This window comes from Christiangramia sp. LLG6405-1 (assembly GCF_045055805.1).
Classification (GTDB): Bacteria; Bacteroidota; Bacteroidia; order Flavobacteriales; family Flavobacteriaceae; genus Christiangramia.
In genome coordinates, this window is sequence record NZ_CP159330.1 from 3,129,057 (window position 1) to 3,150,903 (window position 21,847).

A 21,847-nucleotide genomic window follows, 5' to 3' on the forward strand; every position below is an offset into this window, starting at 1 on the left:
TATGATACAATCAATTGAAGACGGCAGAAAAGAAGACGGTAACAGATCCATTGCCGATAAAATTAACAAAAGGTTACACGACCTAGATAAAACTGTTGAAAATAACAAAGGCAGATGGGCTTGGGAACTTCTTCAAAATGCAAAAGACAGTATTGCGGATTACCCTGAAAGAAAAATTTCAATCCAAATTGAGCACAATAATGACAACATAATCTTTAGGCACAATGGGATTTACTTTACAGAAAGGGATATACGTGGTATCATCAATCAAATATCGTCAAAGGAAACCGAAGAGGGAGAGACCAGTACAAGAACAGGTAGATTTGGGACAGGTTTTTTAACTACGCATTTACTTTCCCGAGAGATTGATATTGAAGGAATATTAGAGACTGACAGTCTTGAAACTTATCAATTTAAATTTCCCCTAGATAGAAGAGGTAATTCAATGGCTCAGCTTATGCCTAAAGTCGAAAATGCTTGGACAGAATTTCAAAATTCAGTAAAACTTATCAATTCCGATTACAATGAATTTGCCTTTAATACATCTTTCACCTATCATCTGAATACGGATGAGCAAAAAGAAATCGCCAAAGTAGGTGTAAATGAGTTTGTGAATTTGGTACCTTATGTTCTCACTTTCATATCCAAAATTGATAAGGTTGAAATTATAAATAATCTCGAAAATGAAAAGTTAACCTTTACCAGTAAACAAAATATTGATTCACAAAACCTTCAGGTTATTGAGAAAATCTATAATGGACAAACTTCGATTATTCATATTTTAAAGTCATCCTCAAATAGAACGTCAATCGCAGCTGAAGTACTAAAAAAAGACGATGGATATTATTTTCAAAGCCTTGATAATGTTCCAAGACTTTTTTGTGATTTTCCAATGATAGGAACTGAAGATTTCCATTTTCCTATGGTCGTGAATAGCTTTTATTTTAATCCACTTACCGAACGAGACGGAATATGGCTTAAAAAAGATGATGATGAGGAAGTTCAAGAAAACAGAGAGATACTTTTAGAAGCTTTGGAATTGTACAAGAACCTTATGGATACAATTTCTACCAAATCCTACTTTAACCTTTTCTATGTTTCAGATTCAAGAATGCCAAAAACCTTAGAAAAGTTTTTTGATAGGAACTGGTATGATATAAATGTTCAAAAGCCAATAAGGGATATTCTTTGGGAATCTACCATTGTTGAAATAGAAAACTCAAAAGAGAAATTCCAGTTGAAAGATATTTGGTTTCCTGAGAAGAAATACAAGAATGAGATTCAAAAAAAACTCTGGAAATTTACTTATGACCTTTTCCCAAAATCAGTATGCAAGAAACAGCATATCCCATTCTGGGTCGATATAAGCTGGAGTGATTGGCAAAAATTGGATTATACGGGTTTAGTTAAGGATGTAGAAAAGCAAGAGTCTATTGATGAATTATCGAAAGCCCTAGAAAAATCTGAAGAAGACACATTTCAATGGTTCAATGACTTTGGTAATTTTATTATGGAAATTGAAACAAACAATATTCTGTTTAATAAACACAAAGTGCTACCCAACTACAATGGAACTTTTTGTTTAAAAGAGGCTATTCATATTGACAAGATAAAAGACCCTAAACTTTTAGAAATTTTAGAATTATTGGGAGAAGATTGGAAGAATCTTCTACTTCACCCTAAAGTTGGCTTCGGGAAATACAAGGTAAAAAACCTAAAAAATATTGCAGATGAAATTTCAAATTTTCTAAAGCACTCTAAAAAGAATAATGAAGATGAAATTAAGGTAATAAGTTTACTTTCAGAATGGTTCGAGGCTAACCCGAAAGATTCTAAAGAATATTTTTCACACTTTTATGGAAAACGGGCAGAGCTTTTTATGAATACAATTTCTGATAAGGAAAGTCTTTACAAAGTAATGCGGAGCTCGACAGACCTTGAGCAATTATCAAATATGGCTGAGGCAATAAATAAAGATCCAGATTTAATTAACAAATTCAATCAAGCTGAAGAATTTTCAAATTTATTGAATGAGTATAATGTAACGAATATAGAAGAATTAAAACTCGTTTTAGAGAACTCAAAAACTCATCATATAAAAGCAGAAATTACACAGGAAGATTTAGCAGGACTAGGTGTAACCTCAATGGATGAATTGGAAGAAGCTTTAAAGGATAGAGATTTAGCAGCCCTCTTTAACCACACTTCTAGACCAAATGCCAATATGTTTCTATATGCCCAACAATTGATAGAACGATCAAAACAAAATATCATTGAATATTTGATAAGTCACAAAGATTATGATTGTACAGATATTGACGAATTGGCAACTACGGTTTTAGGTGGCATCAAGAAAAATAACGTAGATGTTCATATTGTAATAAGACCATCGGATAATGGACAAGTAATTGTTTTCTATTCTTCAGAGAAAGATACTTTAGATTATGCTAATGCCGAACTGTGGATTGATAACGGAAAAGAAAGGCCAAGACATTTAACATTGGGTACTATTCTTAAAACAACAGGTATTAATAAAATCCCTGTATAATTATGAATTGGATTGGAGATTTTAATAATATAGTTGGTCAACCAGAGAGCCAAACTTTGGAATATAAGGCGGTACTACCGCCTTCTAGAAATGTAGCACAAATATTATGTTCTTTTGCTAATACAGAAGGTGGATTTCTCATTTTAGGTGTTACCGACGATTTGAAAATTAGTGGTTTGAGTGAGGATTTTCACGCCAATACAATTACTCATAAAGCTTTGGATTTGTTAACCCCTAGGCCAAACATTGAATATCAATATGTAAACATTAAAAACAAAAAATTATATGCAATAAAAGTAGATAAATCTGATTCAATTGTTTCCGTTGAGGGCAAGGCATACATTCGTAAAGGAGATAGAACACAGCTTGTAGACCCTATCACAGTAAATTTTAATACGGGAGGGTACGAGAGAATAAAGCTAATCAATTCTCATTTAGAAGAGTTGAAGAAAAATGCTACCTATGCTAAAATTAGTTTTATTGAACATTATCAGAGCATTTTAAAAATTGTAGATGATTTAGGAGATATTTTATATCCTGAAAGTCCTGAAAATGCAACCACCAATCAAGAAGGTAAAATACTTAGCAGGATTTTGTTTTCTTCTGTTGTAGATAACTTTGAGACCTATCTTTCAGACTTATTATATGAAATATTTCTGGCATATCCTGAAACCTTGAAATCACAGCAAACCGTTACAATTGAAGAAGTTTTAAATTGTTCTGATTTACAAGACTTTATAAAGTTTTGGGCAAAACAAAAAATAGGGAAACTTCAAAAAGGTAGTGTAAGAGGCTTTATAAAAGACACCAAACAGATTAGTGATTTGCAGGTTTTGGATAAAAAAGAACAAAATAAAATTGAAAATATTTTGCAAATTAGGCATTTATACGCCCACCGCAACGGTATAGTTGATGAGAAATTTCTTCAATTTTTTACAGGAGAATTTACAATTGGCACTGAACATCAAATGTCTATTAATAAAATATTTGAAAAATTTGATTACTTGAGCGCAGTAGTTGATAGAATAGACATAAGTGCTATAAATAAATATAAATTATCTCAAAGTAATTAATTAAAAAAAGGAATTCAATTATATAAAAATATCTTTCTAAAAAATTACTCTACTTACGACTTTTCGGCTAGATAAACTTATTTCTTATTAAGCAACTCCTCTAAGTAAGCCACTTTATCCTTCTCTGCCTGAACCAATCTTTCGTACAACTCTACTACCTTATCAATTGGATTGAATGAAGGCTGAATATTAATTGCATTCAATGTTGAACTGTCGTTACTATTGAAAGTATTAGAAATTATATTAAGAATTGTTTCTTCAGAAAAATTCTCAATTCCCTCTTTGGTTACTCCTAAAACCTTCGCCACCCGTTCCAGTTTTTCATCATCGAGCGTTTCACTTTTTTCAAGAGTAGATACACTTTGTTGGCTAATGCCTAATTCTTCGGCAAGGGTTTCTTGCTTCATACCGCGCAGTTCTCTGATCCGGGCAATTTTACGGCCTATATGATTGGGTTTGGTGGTTGTAGTCATAATCTCAAATATAAGTAGTTTTTCTCTAAAAATCTACCGTTAACCCTTACAGGTAAAAAACAAACTGTTTGGGTAAAATACAAAAGCTTCTGGTTCGGTACGGCTCCACCTGTTTCTACCTTTCTTAAGAATTTAAAATTGCAGGTTATGGAGCCATATTCAAAGATAACATTTAATTCCCACGAAAAGTTTAGCGATAAGGAAACTCTTCAACAGGTTACTTACCAAATGATAGATATTATTAAAAAATATTGTGAGCCAATAAGCCTGTACTGTTTTGGAGTACAGAATAGAAGCTCTTTTTCTAATACCTTATTTACAAATGAGGAACTACCGCAAAATTCAAGCTGGCATTTTTATCTCCTTTTAATATCAGACCGTTTAAGGTCTAATTCCACTGCCAATCTTATGGATCTGTTAGAAAAAGATTCTGTTGGAAGGATCTCGGTAACCCTAATATGTTATAGTCCAACGCAAATAAAATCATCGAATAATGAACACCTACATTTTTTTGCTAAGGTGATCCAGTCAGGATGGTTAGTCTACGGCAAGCCCTATGAATTAGCCAAGTTAAATTTAACTAACCTTCCTGATCTAGATTTTGAAGGAATTACCAAGTATTCAGTAACGAGGATCGAAGTAGCTCAGGATCTTATCAAGCTGATATCCCATTCCGATTCTCCGGTGATCGCATCCACGCTCATACATACAGTGATTGAGCAATTATGTATTGGAATGCTGTATGCGTTCTTATACTATCATCCCAATCATTTTCATTTGAATTTCCTACTAAAATTATGCAGTTTGTTTTCCTCGGCACCAGACCAATTTTTTCTTCAGAATGCAGGCTATTCTGAAACATTACAAAAAATGCTCAATACCAGTCGGCACGATCTGAGATTCAGGAATACAGACATATATTCTAAAAATGATCTTAATGTATTAAAAAGCATTTGTATCGGATTTTCAGAAGCTCTTATACCCTGTATAGAAGAACGATTGAATGAACTTAAAATACAAACAAAATGAAACGGGCAAAGGCAATTAAAAAGCTTAAAAATTTAAAGCAAATTTACAACCATAGAATGGCTCCTTCTAATAGGAAAGATCATTTTGAATATTCGATTCCAGTAGAAGGACATCGGGGGCAATTATTTTTAGTCAGCCATTTACTCAAAGTATGCATTCTTGCTTTGGATGAAGGCCAATATGGTAATGACAAGCAAATACCTACTCCGGAATTTAATGTCAGTGAAGTTTTGCGATTGGCTTTAGAGTTCTTACCACATGAACAAATGGAGTATCTAGAAGAGGCGGAGAAGCTGTTAGAAAAGATTCGACCTCCGGATTCATAATCCGGAGGTAGCCCCATATCTATCGAACTAATACTATGAGGTGTTTGGACTATAAAAACTTATTAATTTTTTTATCTTGAAAATTTAAACCCAAAGTTTTGAAAGTAACCTTTAGTAAACCAATCCCCGCAAAAGCCTCAAGCTCAGAAGAACTATTCATTGAGCAATATTTAAATGAATCAGGAATTTCCTATAAAAGGGAAGTTATGGTTGAAAACCTCAAAGGTGATCATAAATCTTATCGCCGAGCTGATTTCTACCTACCAAAGTTTAATGTGTACATCGAATATTTTGGTCTTTATAATGCTACCAGGAACATCCGACAGGAATATGATAAAAAGGCTGAGATATATCTAAAAAATAGCATTCCTACTATTTTCTTATATCCTCATAAATTAGGATTTTTGGACTATGCCTTTCATATCAAGATGTTACGTTTAATGGAAATCAAAAAATTTAAGAGCAACTTCAAAATTTTTCATTACAAAACTGTGCGATGGTGGTATTATGGAAGAGGATATTTATTTTTTATCACCTTGGTCTCAGGATATCTGTTTCTATTATTTTTATTTAAACAAACTGGCTTAACTCAGGATATGAATGATTACTTATTTGCCTTATTTTTTGCTATTACCATTGTTTCTTTTGGGCATTTTTTATTAGATCTATACAGACATTATATAAAAAATTACTAACACTAGTATTTTACTTTTGAGTATGATTAAGCCCTGGATTCTGAATCCTGCGCTCTCAAAAAATTATTACAAATAATAATGCGAGAAAATATTATTACTTCAGATCTATGAATTATGAGATGTTAAAAGTAAGATGATTATCAATGGATAGACGCTAATTTACAGTCAACAGTTAGTAGCAAATTCTGAAAGTTCAATTGAAAAAATGCTTACAGAGAAAAATTATCTATGTATTTAAAAATGTAGGACTTCACTTCCAAATATAATGTTTTTCCGTGAAAAATTTGCCTATTTACAGGGACTTAAAAGGTTTTTCCGTGAAAAAATTTTGAGTAGATTTTCACTTTCATAGGCTTTGATATTAATTATATATAAATAGAAAGGAATCGAAGGTGGAATGGATTGTAACGTGGCTCTGCCCGTTACCCTCTTGCTATTCCATTCAACCATTTAATTTACCTTCAGAAAATATCATCACTTTATATACTTTGCTTTAATTTTTAACAACTCTTTCTTCTGATCATCAATAAGTTTTTCTAATTCTTTAAACATGAATTCAACCCTTTCCTTATTATTATTTGATAATTTAAAATTGTTCAAATCCACAACACCATTCCCAGGAATATTCTTATTAAAAACATCAATAAGTTCGAAAAATTTAACCTGATCTTCACTTAAAAACTCTTTGTGTTCTTTCATCCATTCCTCATCCTTATTCAGAATATCTTTATGTAAATTCATTTGAACTACATTACTGAAAATTTTTTCTGAACTGTTTTTAACCTTGTCTACAAAAGTTGCCCATTCATTTTCTCTTTGTAAAGATTTATATTCCAGCCATCGAGGCAATATGCTAAATTCTTTTTCTTCATTTAAAACTTTTAAAACTTCCATAACGGGCTTTAAATCGTCTAAAGGCTTTCTGATTGGTAAATTATCTTTTTGAGCCCATAATTTTAAAATTACTTCACAACATTCCTTTTGTAATAAAATCTTTTCTTCTTCGGACTGTGCATTATCCACGTTTTGAATTAACTCTGCAAGATAATGGGACATCCACCGACCTAAAGTATTTACGGAATATTCTAAATCTAATTCTTTTACTAACTTTTCACCCAATTTTATAATCTCTTCCTCTGAGTGTTTTGACTCTTCCATCTGACTTAATTAAAAAAATTTTAACCCTCTCTCTATCATCGTTGTATGTATCTCTGTACTTTCTTTCTTCGAGTTGCCTTTCGATTGTACATTTTAAAATCATGCATTTATCTATGCCTTTTAAAAAACGTAATAAAAATTCACTATTAATCTGAAATGTACTTCCAGAACTCAAAACTTTACTATCCAAATTTAAATATCCATATTCTTCATCAGATATTTCATTCCAGTTTTTATATTCACTAATAATTTCATTTTCTACAAATCCTTCTTTAAATAAAGCGTCATACTTAATATTAAAATTACTATGTACGCTTTTTCCAAACTTCACATAACCTTTTGAAATACCATTGAATAATAGGTCGTGAGAATCAAGGCCTTCATATTCACTTGTTATATCTTTCAACCACCCTTTTAAAATAAAACCATTACAATTGATATTTTTCCCATGAAAATGATCCTCCCTCTCATCAATTTCTTCATATGGAATGGCATAGTCATAACTGTCCTTTGCTGTCTGTAATGCACGCTGTAAGGCTTCAGCTCCTTTATTGGAAACTAAACATGATTTAACACTCAGAGATTCTTTATTAGCTCCAATATGTTTAGTTGTTCCTCCATAAACCATTAAACATTTATTCCCTTCCCCGCTTATAAAACCTATTTTTTCATCAAAATATTCATCTGGTATATTATCTCTCCATTCGTTATCAAACTTATCAGTCTCATTTTTCCAATATTGTATTTCAAGAGGAATAGGGTCTCTTAAATCTGATAACCAATATCTTTCAAAGGAATTAGACTCAGAAGATAACCAATAATCCCAGCTATCCCAAGTGTCTGTTTTTAATAGTGGTTCTTTATTTAATAAATAATTAGCAGCACAAAACATTGCATGATATTCAAAGTAAATTGACAAGTCTTCTATTTCTGGGTTGCTTCCGTGATCATTTCTGGTGAGTCCCCAATCTCTATCATATAATTGACCTTTAATAAAATCGTCGTCATCGGGATCTCCCGTGTAACCCCATTTTTCACTAATGAACTTATCCGCAATATCTGCTATATCATATTCAGATAAATTAAAACATCTCCCAAGTCTACTATACCAGTAAGGTAAAGTATCCATAGAATTAAATTTAAATCTCCATTCGTTTTTTGCTTTCGAGGAGTATTTTCTTTGTTCTCTAGTTAATGATCTTTCTTCTACAAATTCTAAATTAGTTTGATTAACAGCTTGAATTTTTTGAAATTCAGCATCAGTAAACAAACTTTCTTTAAAAGCATAAAGATTTAAGCAGCTCTTTTTTATAAACTGCTTTATGAGCACGTGAGGTAAATTCTCATTCATTAATTCATTATAAAACAAATCCTTGAATTGACAGAGAATAGCTGGGTTTTCCACAGAAATTCTATTTATCGCTATCCACATATATAGTTTGGCAGACATCCAATAATAGATGTATTTTTTATCCTGAAAAGGAAAACAATCTTTCTGGTTTTGCTTTTCTAATAAAATCTGAAGTATTATTATATTGTTCAGGTTTGCTAATTTTCTGATAGAATGAACAGCCCTCCATCTTAATTTCTTATCTGGGTGTCCTAAAAGAAATCTCAGGAATAAAGCTATATTCTTATTACTATCAGTTGGTGGCCTTAATTCTTCACTCCAAGGTCCATCTGCAAAATCAAATTTTATTTTTGCATTCCACCTATCAAAAATCCATTCTAGTAAATTTTCATTTGCTCTTAGTGAGAGTTTATTTTTGATTAATTCAAAGGAACTATAAATTGATTCATCTGAAAGTAAGTCTAATTTTTGGGGCAAAATTTCTATCATAATATCTGCCAATTGCATAGTATCAATAGAAAATAAATTAGCGAATTGCTTTATAGACCAAATATTTAAAGTATTACCATAGTCAAAATACTGAAGTTTTCTTAACAAGATATATTTAAACTTTTCTTGTTTCCATTTTTTTAAATCTGGATAATAATCCCATTCTTGAATAGTTTTTTTTAGAATGTTTTCAAATGTTTGAAAGTCTAGTAAATCTTCATTAACATCAACTATAGCGTTTAGAAATTGAGTGTATTGGTTTGGAGAGCAATTATCTGTAACTTCTAATAGGAAATTTTCAATACTCCAACGATGATTAAAACTATCCTTGGTACTTAGGATAATAGAATCTATAGCTTTTTCTAATTCTTTTGTTGACGTAATATTTATTTTTAGTAAATTAATATTATGCTGAAAATCTTTCTTATTAAAGCCACTATTAGTTGCTTCTTTTTCATTTTTATTCTCAAGATTATTTAAAAAGTCTATATAATTTTTGAATTCAGATACTGTATTTATATCAATGAACTTTCCAGACTTTATTTCATCATATATCTTTCTTGTAAAGTGTTTATCCCTGTCTAATCTTAAATTACGAAACTCTGATTTTAAGAATGTATCTTTGGTCTTTGGATTACCTGCCTCATCGAACTTCTGAATGAGTAAACGATACAATTTCTCTAATTCATCATAATTGTAATTTGTTTTTAAGGAAAGTAATGAAGATGCTACAATATGGTTAACATATTTCTTTTCTAAAGCTTTCTTGGTAAGGGATATTATCTGTCTACCCACAGAAACAATGTTCCTATGATGCCACCGACATAATATAGGAAGCATTGAAGAATTATCAATATTTGCAATACCTAACAATCCTTCTGAATAAGGAAAATGCTTTTTATCGTAACCTGCCAACTTCACATCGGCATATTCAATAAAACGAGCGTACTCGTAGGCTAATTTAGGATTTGATTTCGTTATTCCTACTCCGGATAAATAATATATACATAAAATTTGAATGAATGCTTCGTAATCAATTTCTGAAGTTGCTTTTATTGATTCATTAAAGAAGTATTGAGCAAAAGAAACATCTATTTTGCTACTCAAAAGCAAGCATTTAATATAATTATCAGTAATTTCTTTAGCTGATAATGCTGAATCCTTAATTATTTTATCTGATTGGTCTATTAATTTATATGCAAATTTCTGTGAACCATCCCTCTGTAAGATTATTTTATTAAGTACCTCTAATCGAAGTCTTAATCTATCAGTTTGACCGTCGAATGAAGAAATTATTAAGTCTAGTAATTCACGCCCATCTTGAAATAGTATGGCTACTTCTGCTAATTTTCCAGATAAAAATATTAATCGATCATTTGACCAATGCTTATTTTGATATTTAAAATCATAATCATTATTAATACTATTGCAAATACTCTTAAATTTAGCCCTACGATCCTTTTCATTATTTCTATTTGTCAATATATCCGAACGAAGCTGAAAAATAGGAATCGCATATTTATAGAATCCAATAAACTCCTTTTTATCACTTTTTAAAGAATTTCTTCGATCATGATCTTGAACCTCATTTATGGTTTTAAATTTTTTTGGATAAAAGTTTTCCAAATTGGCTTCTTCATTTAGTAATGATAGCTTCAAAGTTTCTTTATTTAACCAGTTGCTCATTACCAATTCCTCATCTCTATCAGTATAACTATTGTAGAAAAATGGAATCCTTTCAATAGGTTGAAATGTTATGGTTTCCAGAATGTCAAGTATCCTTTTTTTGTCTATTTTGTAATAAGCCATTACTCCACAAAATTGTACAATTAACTGCTTGAAATTTTCTGTAAATTCAAATTGCACTCTTGACAAAATATTTGCTAATCGAGTGGCTATGGAATTAACATTAAAATTTAGGGATATTCTATATTGGAAGGATTTGCAAATTATATATATCTTAGGAACTAAACGTAAGTTCGAATGTTTGAACCACAAATTAATTTCATCAAACTTGGAGTAACTAATAATATTTTCGATTAAATAATCAGCTGCGGACAATCTCACTTCCTGTGGATTCCATCTATTGATTGCCTCAATTGCCGCTTCGACACCATATATTCTTAAAATTGTTTCTGCTTCATAGGCAATATCAATAGCTCGAATAGGGTAATCTCTTAATTCTTCATCCTTTTTTGATCTCCTCCAATCAATCCATTCTCGAGCTGTTTTTAAGTGCTTTAAAGAAATTTCTTTATTTTCAACTTTGCGAGAATATGTACCAGCCAATTTCAAATGAAACGAACCACCCCAAGGTTTTTCATTAGATTTTAATTTAAGTCTGGACAATGAGATTTCATCCCCAAATCTAGCAACTAGGTCTGGGTAATTTATTAATAAATTAGTGAGAGCCTTATCTGTTTTAGACTCCTCTGCTGCAATAAATAATAGCTTGAAATAGGTTAATTCATCCTGAATATCCTTACTTACGTTTAAGGCTAATTTATTTCGATTGGCATAAACCTCCTTATTTCGTATAGGGTCTTTTGGATACTCTAATAATTCTTTATTCAGAACTATATCCACTAACTCTTTTTTATATTCAGCAGTATACAGAAGGCTTCCTAAATTAATTGAAGCATATTCGTCAGTTTTTGCTCTAATTAATAAAATTTGAGCTATTTGCTTTAATTCTTCTTTAGTACTTTGATATGTTTCATTTACATAGTTTTCAAAGTCCTCGTCTCTAAAGCGAAATAAATTCTCGTCGAAAACAAGACCATTCCAAATATCACTCGAAAGGTCAATTAAAAAGCCTTCCTCGACATTTAATATATCCGACAGGTATTCAATAGGGACCGGTCTGGGAAGTGCAATCAACAATTTAAAGAACCTTTCAACTAGAGGCTTTCTATCATTTCCTATTCTAATTATAGCCTGTTCGATTTTGTCTAAGATTAAATCTTCAACAACTTTCCCGTTTGGTTTAAGATAATCGATAATCTCATTTATCCCTTGTTTTCTTAGGTCTAATGAATAAAATTGGACACGTGGAACACCGTTAGTATATCTGTGAAACTCTACAACTTCTTCTTTAGTAATATCAGGGAAGCTTTGTTTTATGAATAAAGTAGTTTCATCTAAACTAAAAGGCTTTATTCCAATATCAAGATACTTGTCAGGTAGGTTAAGAGATTCTATTCGATGTGTTCTCGCTGTTACAATAAAATGACATCCATTTGGAATTTCTATATTTAATAGATCTCGAACAAAACTCTTTTCACCATTATTTTGGGCTGCTGTAACACTATTATCAGCAGCGTCAATAATGATAACGAGGGAAGCAGAAGGATTTCTGTTTCTTAATATTTCTACACCTCTTTCAATTCTTTTTATTAACTCTGTCAGATAAACATCATCTGACTCATTCTGTATAAGTAAGAAGTCAGTGCCAATACTTTTGGCTAATTCATTTGCTATTTGAGTAATGGCTTTCCTATGTAAATGTCTCTTATCTTCTGGGTTCTGGTATTTACCTGCTCCATAGCAATCAAATAAAATACATTTTGAATACTTAGGAAGTTTATTCTTGACTTGTTTAATAATGGTTGATTTACCTATTCCTGCTCCACCATGAATGCAAATTGGCAAGTATCCCTCGTTTCTTTCTATTATAGAAATAATATCATCTAATTGTTCCCTGTTGATTACATTTAAATTCTGCTCAAAATTTTTAGACACGGGAAAAAGGTTGTCAATACTACTAAAACCAAAATTAGCAACAATATCAATCAACGTTATTGTCCTTTCTCTATCACTTTCAGGCATCATTTTTTTCCAAATCATTTGAAATAATGAATTGAATTGACCACGAGTTTTGATGCTTGTTTCTGATATTGAATTTATTAATTCAAACTCTAAAGACTGTCTCGATTTTGTACCACAGTCTTCAAAATCAAGTAGTCTAAAAAAATCCGAAAACTCTTTGGCATCCAGACCAGAGGCTTCTCTCAGTTTATCAAATGGCTTTCTGGATATATTAGGAAATTTTATTAAAGAGTTATTGAAACTTTGAGGTCTTATGTCTTTACGGAGAAAACCTTGTAGGATTTTAATTTGATTTAATTGATTAGGGTTTAAATTTCTATTGCTAACCAACTTTATAGTTGTTTTTCTGATTACTTCTTTTCTGCCGTATTCGTCTAAGAATGCTTTGAAAGTTGTTGCTAACTTTTGGATAATAGATCCCGAGTACGATTTCTTTCCATTGTAAAGCTTAGAGTAGGTGAAATTCTCATCTGCTCTCCTTGTGCTATATTTTACTTGAGATATTACAACTAAATCAGCATTTTCAAAATTAGCACCTCCATAGTATTCAGTAAGATCTATTCCTAAAAACTTTTCCCCTGAGGGGTCTATTTTTTTTGAAGCATTCTTTTCGATATCTTCAATTGTTACAGCTTGCAGTCCTCTTTTATCAAAATTCAATAAACCAAGGGATTTTTTGATAGCCCATAATATATGAAAGTCGTCTCCGGCACTTGACAGATCTGCATCTGGTACTGTTTTGTATTTAGCCATTTAAAAATAAATAAGAGTGGAAAACTTAAAGCTAAAATAAAACTTATTAAATAACTTAGTATTCCATATTTTGGATGTTTTTTCGACTATCAAAATGATCGACAGCTTTTATTTAAGAGGGTTTGGCATAATAAATTTTTATTAGACGCTACGATTTAGAAATATCATTCAAAATTTTAAAGAACTCTATTTTTATTTTTTTGACTTATAATTCGATCTAATTTGTTAATATCTGAACTCAATTTATTTTCTAACACTCTCGCATAAATTTGAGTGGTTGACAGTTTTGAATGTCCTAATATTTTTGAGACTGTCTCTATTGGCACTCCATTCGACAAGGTTACCGTTGTTGCAAAGGTGTGACGTGCTGAATGGAATGTAATTTGCTTTCTAACACCAATCGCTTTCATGATATCTTTTAAGTATTTATTCGTTTTTTGATTCGAAATGACTGGAAATACCTTGCTCTCATCTATATATTCAGCTTTCAAATATTTGTTCAAAATTAACTTGGCAGGATTCAGCAAAGGAATTTTTACTGATTCCTGAGTTTTTTCTCGTTTGGTATAGATCCAGTCGTTTCCATCCATTCCTTTGACAATTTTATTGGTAGTCAGTTCTCTTAGATCGATATAGGAGAGGCCGGAGTAGCACGAGAATAAAAACATATCTTTTACTCGTTCCAGAGATTCACTTTTAAAAATTGTCGTTTCTAATTTTTGTAATTCTCTTTCCGTTAGGAATTGGCGATCATTCTTTTCAAATTTAAAAGTATAGCTTCGAAATGGGCTTTTATCGAGCCATTCTAGTTTGATAGCCAGATTCAAAAGCTTTTTAAAGCGTTCTAAGTGTTTCATCGTTCCATTCGGCCCACAGGGTCGCTGACCTTTCTTTGGCTTAACATGTCTCAGGAAATCCTCAAATTCGGTTATAAAGTGGTAATTAATTTGCTTCAAATAATAATTGTCGGTGTTTTTTCGCTTATTCAAAAAAAGTTTCAAGTATTCTGCAGTAGTGCTATAATTCTTAAGTGTTCCCCATTTAAGAACCCCTTTCATTTTAGAATTATGATACTCTAAAATTTCATTCAGTGTTTTATGGTCTTCATCCAATCCCAGGTAGGAAGCTTTGATTTTTTTTGCTGTAATCAGCGAGCTTTTATCCAAAAGCTTTTTATGAGTATCCAATAATTTTGAATACACCTGGTCTAGATAGTCATTGATTTTGCGAATTTGTGGTGAGTTTCCTTTTAATCTGGATTTTGAAGGATCCCATTTATTCAATGGAATCTTCCTTTTTAAACTCAATTCTGAGCATTTTCCATTGACCGTAATACGAGCATAGATTGAAAGCTTTTCCTCTTTAGCATTTAATTTTCTAGTAAAGAAGAGAACGGAGAAAGTAGTAAAATCAGGCATTTCGAACGTCTTTAAGTGATACAATAGTTTACAAAGACGAAAATCAAATCAACCGAAATGTTCTTCTAAGATAGCGAAATGAGTTTTAAAATGCATTCACCGAATCATTCACTGAAAGGGTTAATTTCATATGATATCAGATGATGTTGTTAAAAACAAAAAAACACTGAAAATCAAATGATTAACAGTGTTTTAGTCCTTATTTCGATAAGGTTCGTCGGGGTGGCAGGATTCGAACCTGCGGCCTCCTGCTCCCAAAGCAGGCGCGATAACCGGGCTACGCTACACCCCGAAAAATGCATTGTTTAGCATTAATTGGGCGGCAAATATAAGAATAAATCATATCCTACCATGGAAAGTTTCATTTTTTTATATCTTAGTTCAAACATTGCTTTAAAAATGAGAAGAAATATGAAAAAGTATATTGCATCCATTGGTATTTTATTTTCAGTTTATGCCTGTGGTGATTCGAATTCTGGAAACGATCTTTCAGAAAATACTGAAGATCCTGTTGCGGTACCCGGAGATACTTCCGAAGAAAACCAACAAGTGCCAGATCCTATTGAAGCTGGAGTTTCAAATGCTTATGGATTTGAAATGGTTGTTGAAGGTCTGGATATTCCATGGGGTTTTACATTTATGCCAGATAAGAGCATGCTGATCACTGAAAAGAATGGTGATATCATACATTTTAAAAATGGTGAAAAGATCAAGATTTCCGGTGGACCTGAAGTGTATGATCGCGGCCAAGGAGGTTTGCTTGATGTGGTGCTTCACCCAGAGTATGAATCTAATGGCTGGATCTACTTCTCCTATGCTTCCCCGGAAGGTAGTGCAGATGGTGGTAATACTGCTATTATGCGTGCAAAACTTGAAGGCAACAAACTAACTTCTAAAGAGGTGCTTTACAAGGCTTCTCCAAATACTACCAAAGGTCAGCATTTTGGTTCCAGGATAGCATTTGATAAGAACGGTTATTTATTCTTTAGTGCAGGTGAAAGAGGTGAGCGCGATGTAAACCCACAGGATATCTCTCGTGATAACGGGAAGGTTTACCGGTTAAATGACGATGGTTCTATCCCTTCAGACAATCCTTTCGTTGGCGAAGAAAATGCCGTTGAAGCGATCTATTCTTACGGACATAGGAATCCCCAGGGAATGATACTCAATCCTGAAACTGGGGAAATCTGGGTGCATGAGCATGGACCAAAAGGTGGAGATGAGATCAATGTAGTAGAGAAAGGCGCTAATTATGGATGGCCTGTAGTGACTTATGGTGAAAATTATAGCGGTACACCAATTACCGACGAGCGTAGCAAACCGGGAATGAAAGATCCTATTTTCTACTGGCTACCTTCTATTGCTCCTAGCGGATTCGCTTATGTAACTTCAGAAAAATTTCCAGAATTGAAAGGCAACCTTTTAGTAGGGTCTCTAAAATTTCAATATCTTGAACTCCTTGAACTTGATGGTAAAAAGATCACCAAAAGAACTAAACTTATTGATGGTGCAGGACGCATGCGCGACGTAAGACAGGGACCAGATGGAGATATTTATGTAGCCATTGAAGGAAAAGGAATTGCAAAATTAATCAACAAATAATCACATGAAGAAACTACTTTTCGTATTTGGATTGGCCGCAATGGTGGCTTGTAAATCTGACAAAAAGGAAAATGAAACCGAAGATGAATCTTACGTAATTCCTTCTTCGGAAAAGTCCAGCGAACAAACACCGTTAACTGCAAGTATCAAGAGAGGAAAAGGTATTTATTCAGATCTTTGTGTGACCTGTCACTTACCAAACGGGAAAGGGATTGCAGGAACCTATCCTCCACTCGATGGTTCAAACTGGCTTACAGAAAAGCGTGAAGAAAGCATTCGCGGTGTTAAATATGGAATGAAAGGTCCTATTGAAGTGAACGGTGAGAAATATGACAACGTAATGACTCCAATGGGCTTGAGTGACCAGGAAGTTGCAGATGCAATGAACTACGTCATGAACTCCTGGAGCAACAATATAGACGATATGGTGACGGTTGAAGAAGTAGCTGCTGTCAAGGAAAGCGCTGAGTAAGAAACCATCAACAATTTCAAAACCGACTTTTACAAGTCGGTTTTTTTTATTTCGAAAGCCAGGCTGCACTTTCCGAAGATTTTTAAAAAGTAATATTACCTTTGCAAAAATTCTAGAAACATGCTAATTATTGGGATCGCCGGTGGTACCGGGAGTGGTAAGACTACGGTTGTAAATCAAATCATCGATGAATTAAAACATGAAGAGGTAGATGTGATCTCCCAGGACTCTTACTACCAGGATACGACTCATCTAACTTTTGAAGAGCGTAAAAAGATAAATTTTGACCATCCCAAATCCATTGATTTCGATCTTCTGGCAGAGCATTTAAGACAGTTACGCGCTGGTCATAACATTCAGCAACCAGTCTATTCTTTTAAAGAACATAATAGAACCGGAGAGTTTGTAGAGATACACCCTCGAAAAGTAGTGATCGTTGAAGGAATCCTTATCCTCACCCACCCTGAAATTCGTGACCTTTTTGACATTAAGATCTACGTTCATGCAGATAGTGATGAGCGATTAATTCGCCGTTTAAAACGTGACATTGCAGATCGCGGCCGTGATCTGGAAGAAGTGCTCTGGAGATACCAAACGACTTTAAAACCAATGCATCAGCAGTTTATAGAACCTACCAAAGAATTTGCCGATATCATCATTCCTACCAATCGCTACAATACGGTGGCTGTTGACATCGTTCAGACTATTATCAAAGATCGCTTAAGCTAATTTTGTATCTTTAAAACCTATGAAATTAAAAGACCTGCGTAAAAAACGATGGTTCCGGTTTATCAGTAACAAATACGTACTGATAAGCATTATTTTCATAGGCTGGATGTTCTTTCTGGATACCAATTCCTGGTTCATACATCACGAACTGGATGTGGAAATAGAAGAACTGCAGAGTAATAAGAGCTATTATCAGGAAGAGATCGCGAAAGACAAGGCTATCATTGAAGATCTTCAGGATTCGGTGCAACTCGAACGTTTTGCCCGCCAGAAGTACTATATGAAAAGACCCAATGAAGATATTTATATTATCGAGTACGATACTATAGATTGATCTCGCCCGCCAAAAATTTAAAATCATGAAGCAATTGTTATTTCAGGAATTCGAAAATGTTTCTGCGAAGCAATGGAAACAAAAGATCCAGGCAGATCTTAAAGGTGCCGATTATAATGAGAAACTGGTTACCAAAACTCTCCACGGCATTGATATAAAACCCTTCTATTCTTCGGAAGATATTTCAGAAAGTCTTTCGATCCCTAATCCGGCTCACTGGAATATCTGTGAAAAGATCTATATCACTTCTGAAGCTTCCGCAGTAAATAAAGCCCAGGACAAACTACAGAAGGGAACTGAATCTTTATGGTTCATTTTAGCTTCTGAAGAAATCGATTTCGTAGAAATTCTGAAGTCCTTACCTAAGGAAGTCTCGGTTTACCTGCAATGCGAGTTCCTGAATTCAGATTTTATACTGAAGCTGGATAAGGAAATTAGCAAGTCTAACAGAAAAGTTTACCTGCGTAATGATATTATAGGCAACCTTGCCCGATCTGGAAACTGGTTTGAAAACCTGAAATCTGATCATTCAGAATTAGAAAAAATTATTCATAAAAGTTCAGGCTTTGCTTCAGTATTGAGCATAGACCTGGGATTATATCAAAATGCCGGGGCCAATATTCCGCAGCAACTTGCTTATTCACTTGCCCAGGTTTCAGAATATCTACATCATTTTGAAGGCCTGGATTCAGAAAAGAAGGAGAGTCTTAAAATTCAATTTTACGTTTCGGTAGGATCCGATTATTTCTTCGAAATTTCGAAAATTAGAGCATTGCGCTGGCTTTTCGCCACCGTTGCGCCAGAATTTGGATTCCATAAAGATTGTCATATTGTTGCTGAACCAACAAAACGCACCAAAACCTTATATGACTTCAACGTCAACCTGCTTAGAACCACCACAGAAAGTATGAGTGCGATCCTTGGTGGTGCAGACAGTATTTGCAATATGCCTTACGATGCAATCTACCATAAGAATAATGAGTTTGGTGACCGCATTGCCCGCAATCAATTGCTGGTAATGAGGCACGAAAGCTATTTTGGAAAAGTAGGAAATGTTGCTGAAGGGACTTATTATATAGAAACCATCACCCGACAGATTGCTGAAAAAGCTTTACAGATATTTAAGGATATCGAGAAAGGCGGCGGTTTTCTAAACGAACTAAAAGAAGGAATTATTCAAAAAAAGATCAAGGAAAGTGCAAAGGAAGAACAACATAAATTTGATTCGGGGGAACTGATCCTTATTGGAACCAACAAGTTCGAAAACCCTGAAGACAGGATGAAAGACGATCTTGAGTTGTACCCTTTTTTAAAGCAAAATCCAAGAAAAACGCTTTTACAGCCAATCCTGGAAAGAAGATTAAGTGAAGCGATGGAGCAAAAACGACTGGAAAAGGAAACTTCTGCAGAAAACTCTCAAAATTAGGAACGATGGCACATAAAGACCTTCAACATATAAGCTTAAACGATAAAGATCTATCTTCAGCAAAGAAAATAAGCGCGGAGACCTTCGAGACACCCGAAGAGATAGAGATCAAAACATCTTACTCGAAAGAAGACCTTTCAGAAGCAGAACATCTTGAATTTGCCGCCGGAATCCCTCCCTATTTACGCGGACCATACAGTACGATGTATGTGAGCAGACCATGGACGATTAGACAATATGCAGGCTTTTCCACCGCCGAAGAAAGCAATGCCTTTTATAGACGAAACTTAGCTGCAGGTCAAAAAGGACTATCGGTAGCATTTGACTTGCCAACACATAGAGGTTATGACAGTGATCACGAACGTGTGGTTGGAGATGTTGGTAAAGCTGGGGTTGCGATAGATTCGGTTGAGGACATGAAGATCCTTTTCGACCAGATTCCGCTGGATAAAATGTCGGTTTCCATGACTATGAATGGAGCAGTTCTTCCTATTATGGCATTCTACATCGTTGCTGCGGAAGAACAGGGCGTAAAACCAGAATTATTATCAGGTACGATCCAGAATGATATACTTAAGGAGTTTATGGTGAGAAATACCTATATCTATCCTCCTACTCCTTCCATGAAGATCATTTCAGACATATTTGAGTATTCATCTCAAAATATGCCAAAATTCAATAGCATTAGTATTTCCGGTTATCATATGCAGGAAGCCGGTGCTACCTGTGATATCGAGCTTGCCTATACGCTGGCCGATGGACTGGAATATATTCGTAAAGGACTTGATGCAGGAATGAAAATTGACAGTTTTGCACCAAGACTTTCATTTTTCTGGGCGATTGGAATGAACCATTTTATGGAGATCGCCAAAATGCGCGCAGGAAGAATGTTATGGGCAAAACTGGTAAAGCAATTTAATCCTACCAATCCTAAATCTCTAAGTCTAAGAACGCATTCACAAACCAGTGGATGGAGTTTGACCGAGCAGGATCCGTTCAACAACGTGGCGAGAACCTGTATCGAAGCAGCGGCAGCAGCCTTTGGTGGAACCCAGAGTTTACATACCAATGCTCTCGATGAAGCGATCGCACTCCCAACCGACTTTTCTGCCAGAATAGCACGAAATACGCAACTTTATCTTCAACAGGAGACGAATATTACCAAGACGGTGGATCCTTGGGCCGGAAGTTATTATGTTGAAAAGCTTACCGAAGAGATCGCTGCGAAAGCCTGGAAGCTCATTGAGGAAGTTGAAGAACTTGGCGGAATGACCAAAGCTATTGAGGCCGGTATTCCAAAAATGAGGATAGAAGAAGCTGCTGCCAGAAAACAGGCCCGAATAGACAGCGAAACAGATGTGATCATAGGTGTGAACAAATATCGTCTTGATAAGGAAGATGATATGGTTACTCTGGAAGTAGACAATCAAACCGTACGAAAACAACAGGTCGCCAGGTTAGAAAAAATAAGATCTGAGAGAGATTCAGATAAAGTAAAAAACAGCCTTGAAAAGCTGACCATGGCAGCCAAAGAAGAAAATGCTAACTTACTGGAACTTGCCGTTGAAGCAGCTCGTGATCGTGCTACTTTGGGTGAAATTAGTGATGCACTGGAAAGCGTTTACGGTAGATATAAAGCTAAGATTCAGTCATTCAGCGGAGTATATTCAAAAGAAATGAAAGACAACAGCTCATTTAAAAAGGCTCGTGAAATGGCCGATAAGTTCGCTGAAATGGATGGTCGCCGACCAAGGATCATGGTTGCAAAAATGGGACAGGATGGTCACGATCGTGGAGCAAAGGTAGTTGCTACCGGATATGCCGATCTTGGATTTGACGTAGATATTGGACCATTGTTCCAGACTCCAGCCGAAGCAGCACAACAGGCCGTGGAAAATGACGTTCATATTCTTGGGGTATCTTCACTAGCCGCTGGACATAAAACCCTTGTTCCGCAGGTTATCGAAGAACTTCAGAAGTTAGGACGTGATGATATCATGGTCATCGTTGGAGGTGTGATCCCATCTCAGGATTACCAGTTCCTGTTCGATTCAGGAGCCGTGGCAGTATTTGGCCCGGGGACCAAAATCAGTGATGCTGCGATACAATTACTTGAAATATTAATCGACGAATAATCATATAA

General features: G+C 34.2%; 14 protein-coding genes, 1 tRNA gene and 1 pseudogene. 11 read left to right on the top strand and 5 right to left on the bottom strand.

Going from position 1 to position 21,847, the window contains the following annotated elements; translation table 11 throughout:
- Nucleotide 1: 1 nt before the first annotated feature.
- Nucleotides 2-2,548 carry a sacsin N-terminal ATP-binding-like domain-containing protein gene (locus tag ABVM50_RS14480; RefSeq protein WP_405199219.1) on the top strand — a complete coding sequence of 849 codons (2,547 nt, stop codon included), beginning with the start codon at nucleotides 2-4 and terminating at the stop codon, nucleotides 2,546-2,548.
- Nucleotides 2,549-2,550: 2 nt separating this feature from the next.
- Entirely contained in the window at nucleotides 2,551-3,621 is a 1,071-nt protein-coding gene (locus ABVM50_RS14485) for a helix-turn-helix domain-containing protein (RefSeq protein ID WP_405199220.1), read from the top strand.
- A gap of 77 nt (nucleotides 3,622-3,698) precedes the next feature.
- On the opposite strand, the gene ABVM50_RS14490 is transcribed toward ABVM50_RS14485, so the two are convergent.
- Entirely contained in the window at nucleotides 3,699-4,094 is a 396-nt protein-coding gene (locus tag ABVM50_RS14490; protein ID WP_405199221.1) for a helix-turn-helix domain-containing protein, read from the bottom strand.
- A gap of 147 nt (nucleotides 4,095-4,241) precedes the next feature.
- On the opposite strand from ABVM50_RS14490, the gene ABVM50_RS14495 reads away from it, so the two are divergent.
- The 3 genes from ABVM50_RS14495 to ABVM50_RS14505 all read left to right on the top strand — a co-directional run bounded on the left by ABVM50_RS14495 (nucleotide 4,242) and on the right by ABVM50_RS14505 (nucleotide 6,144).
- Nucleotides 4,242-5,123, top strand: a complete 882-nt coding sequence (locus ABVM50_RS14495) for a hypothetical protein (protein ID WP_405199222.1) — start codon at nucleotides 4,242-4,244, stop codon at nucleotides 5,121-5,123.
- Entirely contained in the window at nucleotides 5,120-5,449 is a 330-nt protein-coding gene (locus ABVM50_RS14500; RefSeq protein ID WP_405199223.1) for a hypothetical protein, read from the top strand. Before ABVM50_RS14495 ends, ABVM50_RS14500 begins: the two co-directional genes overlap by 4 nt.
- A 98-nt stretch (nucleotides 5,450-5,547) precedes the next feature.
- Complete coding sequence (locus tag ABVM50_RS14505; RefSeq protein ID WP_405199224.1) at nucleotides 5,548-6,144, top strand: hypothetical protein; 597 nt, start codon at nucleotides 5,548-5,550, stop codon at nucleotides 6,142-6,144.
- A 474-nt stretch (nucleotides 6,145-6,618) separates the two neighbouring features.
- Here the strand turns inward: ABVM50_RS14505 and ABVM50_RS14510 are convergent, their stop codons facing one another.
- The 4 genes from ABVM50_RS14510 to ABVM50_RS14525 all read right to left on the bottom strand — a co-directional run bounded on the left by ABVM50_RS14510 (nucleotide 6,619) and on the right by ABVM50_RS14525 (nucleotide 15,433).
- Entirely contained in the window at nucleotides 6,619-7,302 is a 684-nt protein-coding gene (locus ABVM50_RS14510; RefSeq protein ID WP_405199225.1) for a hypothetical protein, read from the bottom strand.
- Nucleotides 7,256-13,723, bottom strand: coding sequence for an AAA family ATPase (locus tag ABVM50_RS14515; RefSeq protein ID WP_405199226.1), 6,468 nt, complete (start codon nucleotides 13,721-13,723; stop codon nucleotides 7,256-7,258). Before ABVM50_RS14515 ends, ABVM50_RS14510 begins: the two co-directional genes overlap by 47 nt.
- A gap of 176 nt (nucleotides 13,724-13,899) precedes the next feature.
- Complete coding sequence (locus tag ABVM50_RS14520; RefSeq protein ID WP_405199227.1) at nucleotides 13,900-15,141, bottom strand: site-specific integrase; 1,242 nt, start codon at nucleotides 15,139-15,141, stop codon at nucleotides 13,900-13,902.
- A gap of 217 nt (nucleotides 15,142-15,358) precedes the next feature.
- A tRNA-Pro gene (locus ABVM50_RS14525) sits at nucleotides 15,359-15,433 on the bottom strand.
- 119 nt (nucleotides 15,434-15,552) lie between these two features.
- Here ABVM50_RS14525 and ABVM50_RS14530 point away from each other — a divergent pair.
- From ABVM50_RS14530 to scpA, 6 genes and pseudogenes are all read left to right on the top strand, one after another.
- Complete coding sequence (locus tag ABVM50_RS14530) at nucleotides 15,553-16,743, top strand: PQQ-dependent sugar dehydrogenase (RefSeq protein WP_405199228.1); 1,191 nt, start codon at nucleotides 15,553-15,555, stop codon at nucleotides 16,741-16,743.
- 4 nt (nucleotides 16,744-16,747) lie between these two features.
- The gene (locus tag ABVM50_RS14535) at nucleotides 16,748-17,215 is read left to right on the top strand and encodes a cytochrome c (RefSeq protein ID WP_141878234.1); all 468 of its coding nucleotides are present in this window, start codon (nucleotides 16,748-16,750) and stop codon (nucleotides 17,213-17,215) included.
- 108 nt (nucleotides 17,216-17,323) lie between these two features.
- Nucleotides 17,324-17,944, top strand: a pseudogene (gene udk, locus ABVM50_RS14540) (uridine kinase); the annotation flags it as partial.
- A gap of 19 nt (nucleotides 17,945-17,963) precedes the next feature.
- The gene (locus tag ABVM50_RS14545; protein ID WP_141878236.1) at nucleotides 17,964-18,278 is read left to right on the top strand and encodes a septum formation initiator family protein; all 315 of its coding nucleotides are present in this window, start codon (nucleotides 17,964-17,966) and stop codon (nucleotides 18,276-18,278) included.
- Between the two features lie 25 nt (nucleotides 18,279-18,303).
- Complete coding sequence (locus tag ABVM50_RS14550; RefSeq protein WP_405199229.1) at nucleotides 18,304-19,704, top strand: methylmalonyl-CoA mutase subunit beta; 1,401 nt, start codon at nucleotides 18,304-18,306, stop codon at nucleotides 19,702-19,704.
- Nucleotides 19,705-19,709: 5 nt separating this feature from the next.
- On the top strand, nucleotides 19,710-21,839 hold the full coding sequence (scpA, locus tag ABVM50_RS14555) for a methylmalonyl-CoA mutase (RefSeq protein ID WP_405199230.1): 2,130 nt from the start codon (nucleotides 19,710-19,712) through the stop codon (nucleotides 21,837-21,839).
- The last annotated feature ends 8 nt before the right edge of the window (nucleotides 21,840-21,847 follow it).

Coding starts and splice junctions, on each gene's coding strand:
- ABVM50_RS14480 (WP_405199219.1), top strand. CDS start 2: ATGATACAATCAATTGAAGACGGCAGAAAAGAAGACGGTAACAGATCC.
- ABVM50_RS14485 (WP_405199220.1), top strand. CDS start 2,551: ATGAATTGGATTGGAGATTTTAATAATATAGTTGGTCAACCAGAGAGC.
- ABVM50_RS14490 (WP_405199221.1), bottom strand. CDS start 4,094: ATGACTACAACCACCAAACCCAATCATATAGGCCGTAAAATTGCCCGG.
- ABVM50_RS14495 (WP_405199222.1), top strand. CDS start 4,242: ATGGAGCCATATTCAAAGATAACATTTAATTCCCACGAAAAGTTTAGC.
- ABVM50_RS14500 (WP_405199223.1), top strand. CDS start 5,120: ATGAAACGGGCAAAGGCAATTAAAAAGCTTAAAAATTTAAAGCAAATT.
- ABVM50_RS14510 (WP_405199225.1), bottom strand. CDS start 7,302: ATGGAAGAGTCAAAACACTCAGAGGAAGAGATTATAAAATTGGGTGAA.
- ABVM50_RS14515 (WP_405199226.1), bottom strand. CDS start 13,723: ATGGCTAAATACAAAACAGTACCAGATGCAGATCTGTCAAGTGCCGGA.
- ABVM50_RS14520 (WP_405199227.1), bottom strand. CDS start 15,141: ATGCCTGATTTTACTACTTTCTCCGTTCTCTTCTTTACTAGAAAATTA.
- ABVM50_RS14530 (WP_405199228.1), top strand. CDS start 15,553: ATGAAAAAGTATATTGCATCCATTGGTATTTTATTTTCAGTTTATGCC.
- ABVM50_RS14535 (WP_141878234.1), top strand. CDS start 16,748: ATGAAGAAACTACTTTTCGTATTTGGATTGGCCGCAATGGTGGCTTGT.
- ABVM50_RS14545 (WP_141878236.1), top strand. CDS start 17,964: ATGAAATTAAAAGACCTGCGTAAAAAACGATGGTTCCGGTTTATCAGT.
- ABVM50_RS14550 (WP_405199229.1), top strand. CDS start 18,304: ATGAAGCAATTGTTATTTCAGGAATTCGAAAATGTTTCTGCGAAGCAA.
- scpA (WP_405199230.1), top strand. CDS start 19,710: ATGGCACATAAAGACCTTCAACATATAAGCTTAAACGATAAAGATCTA.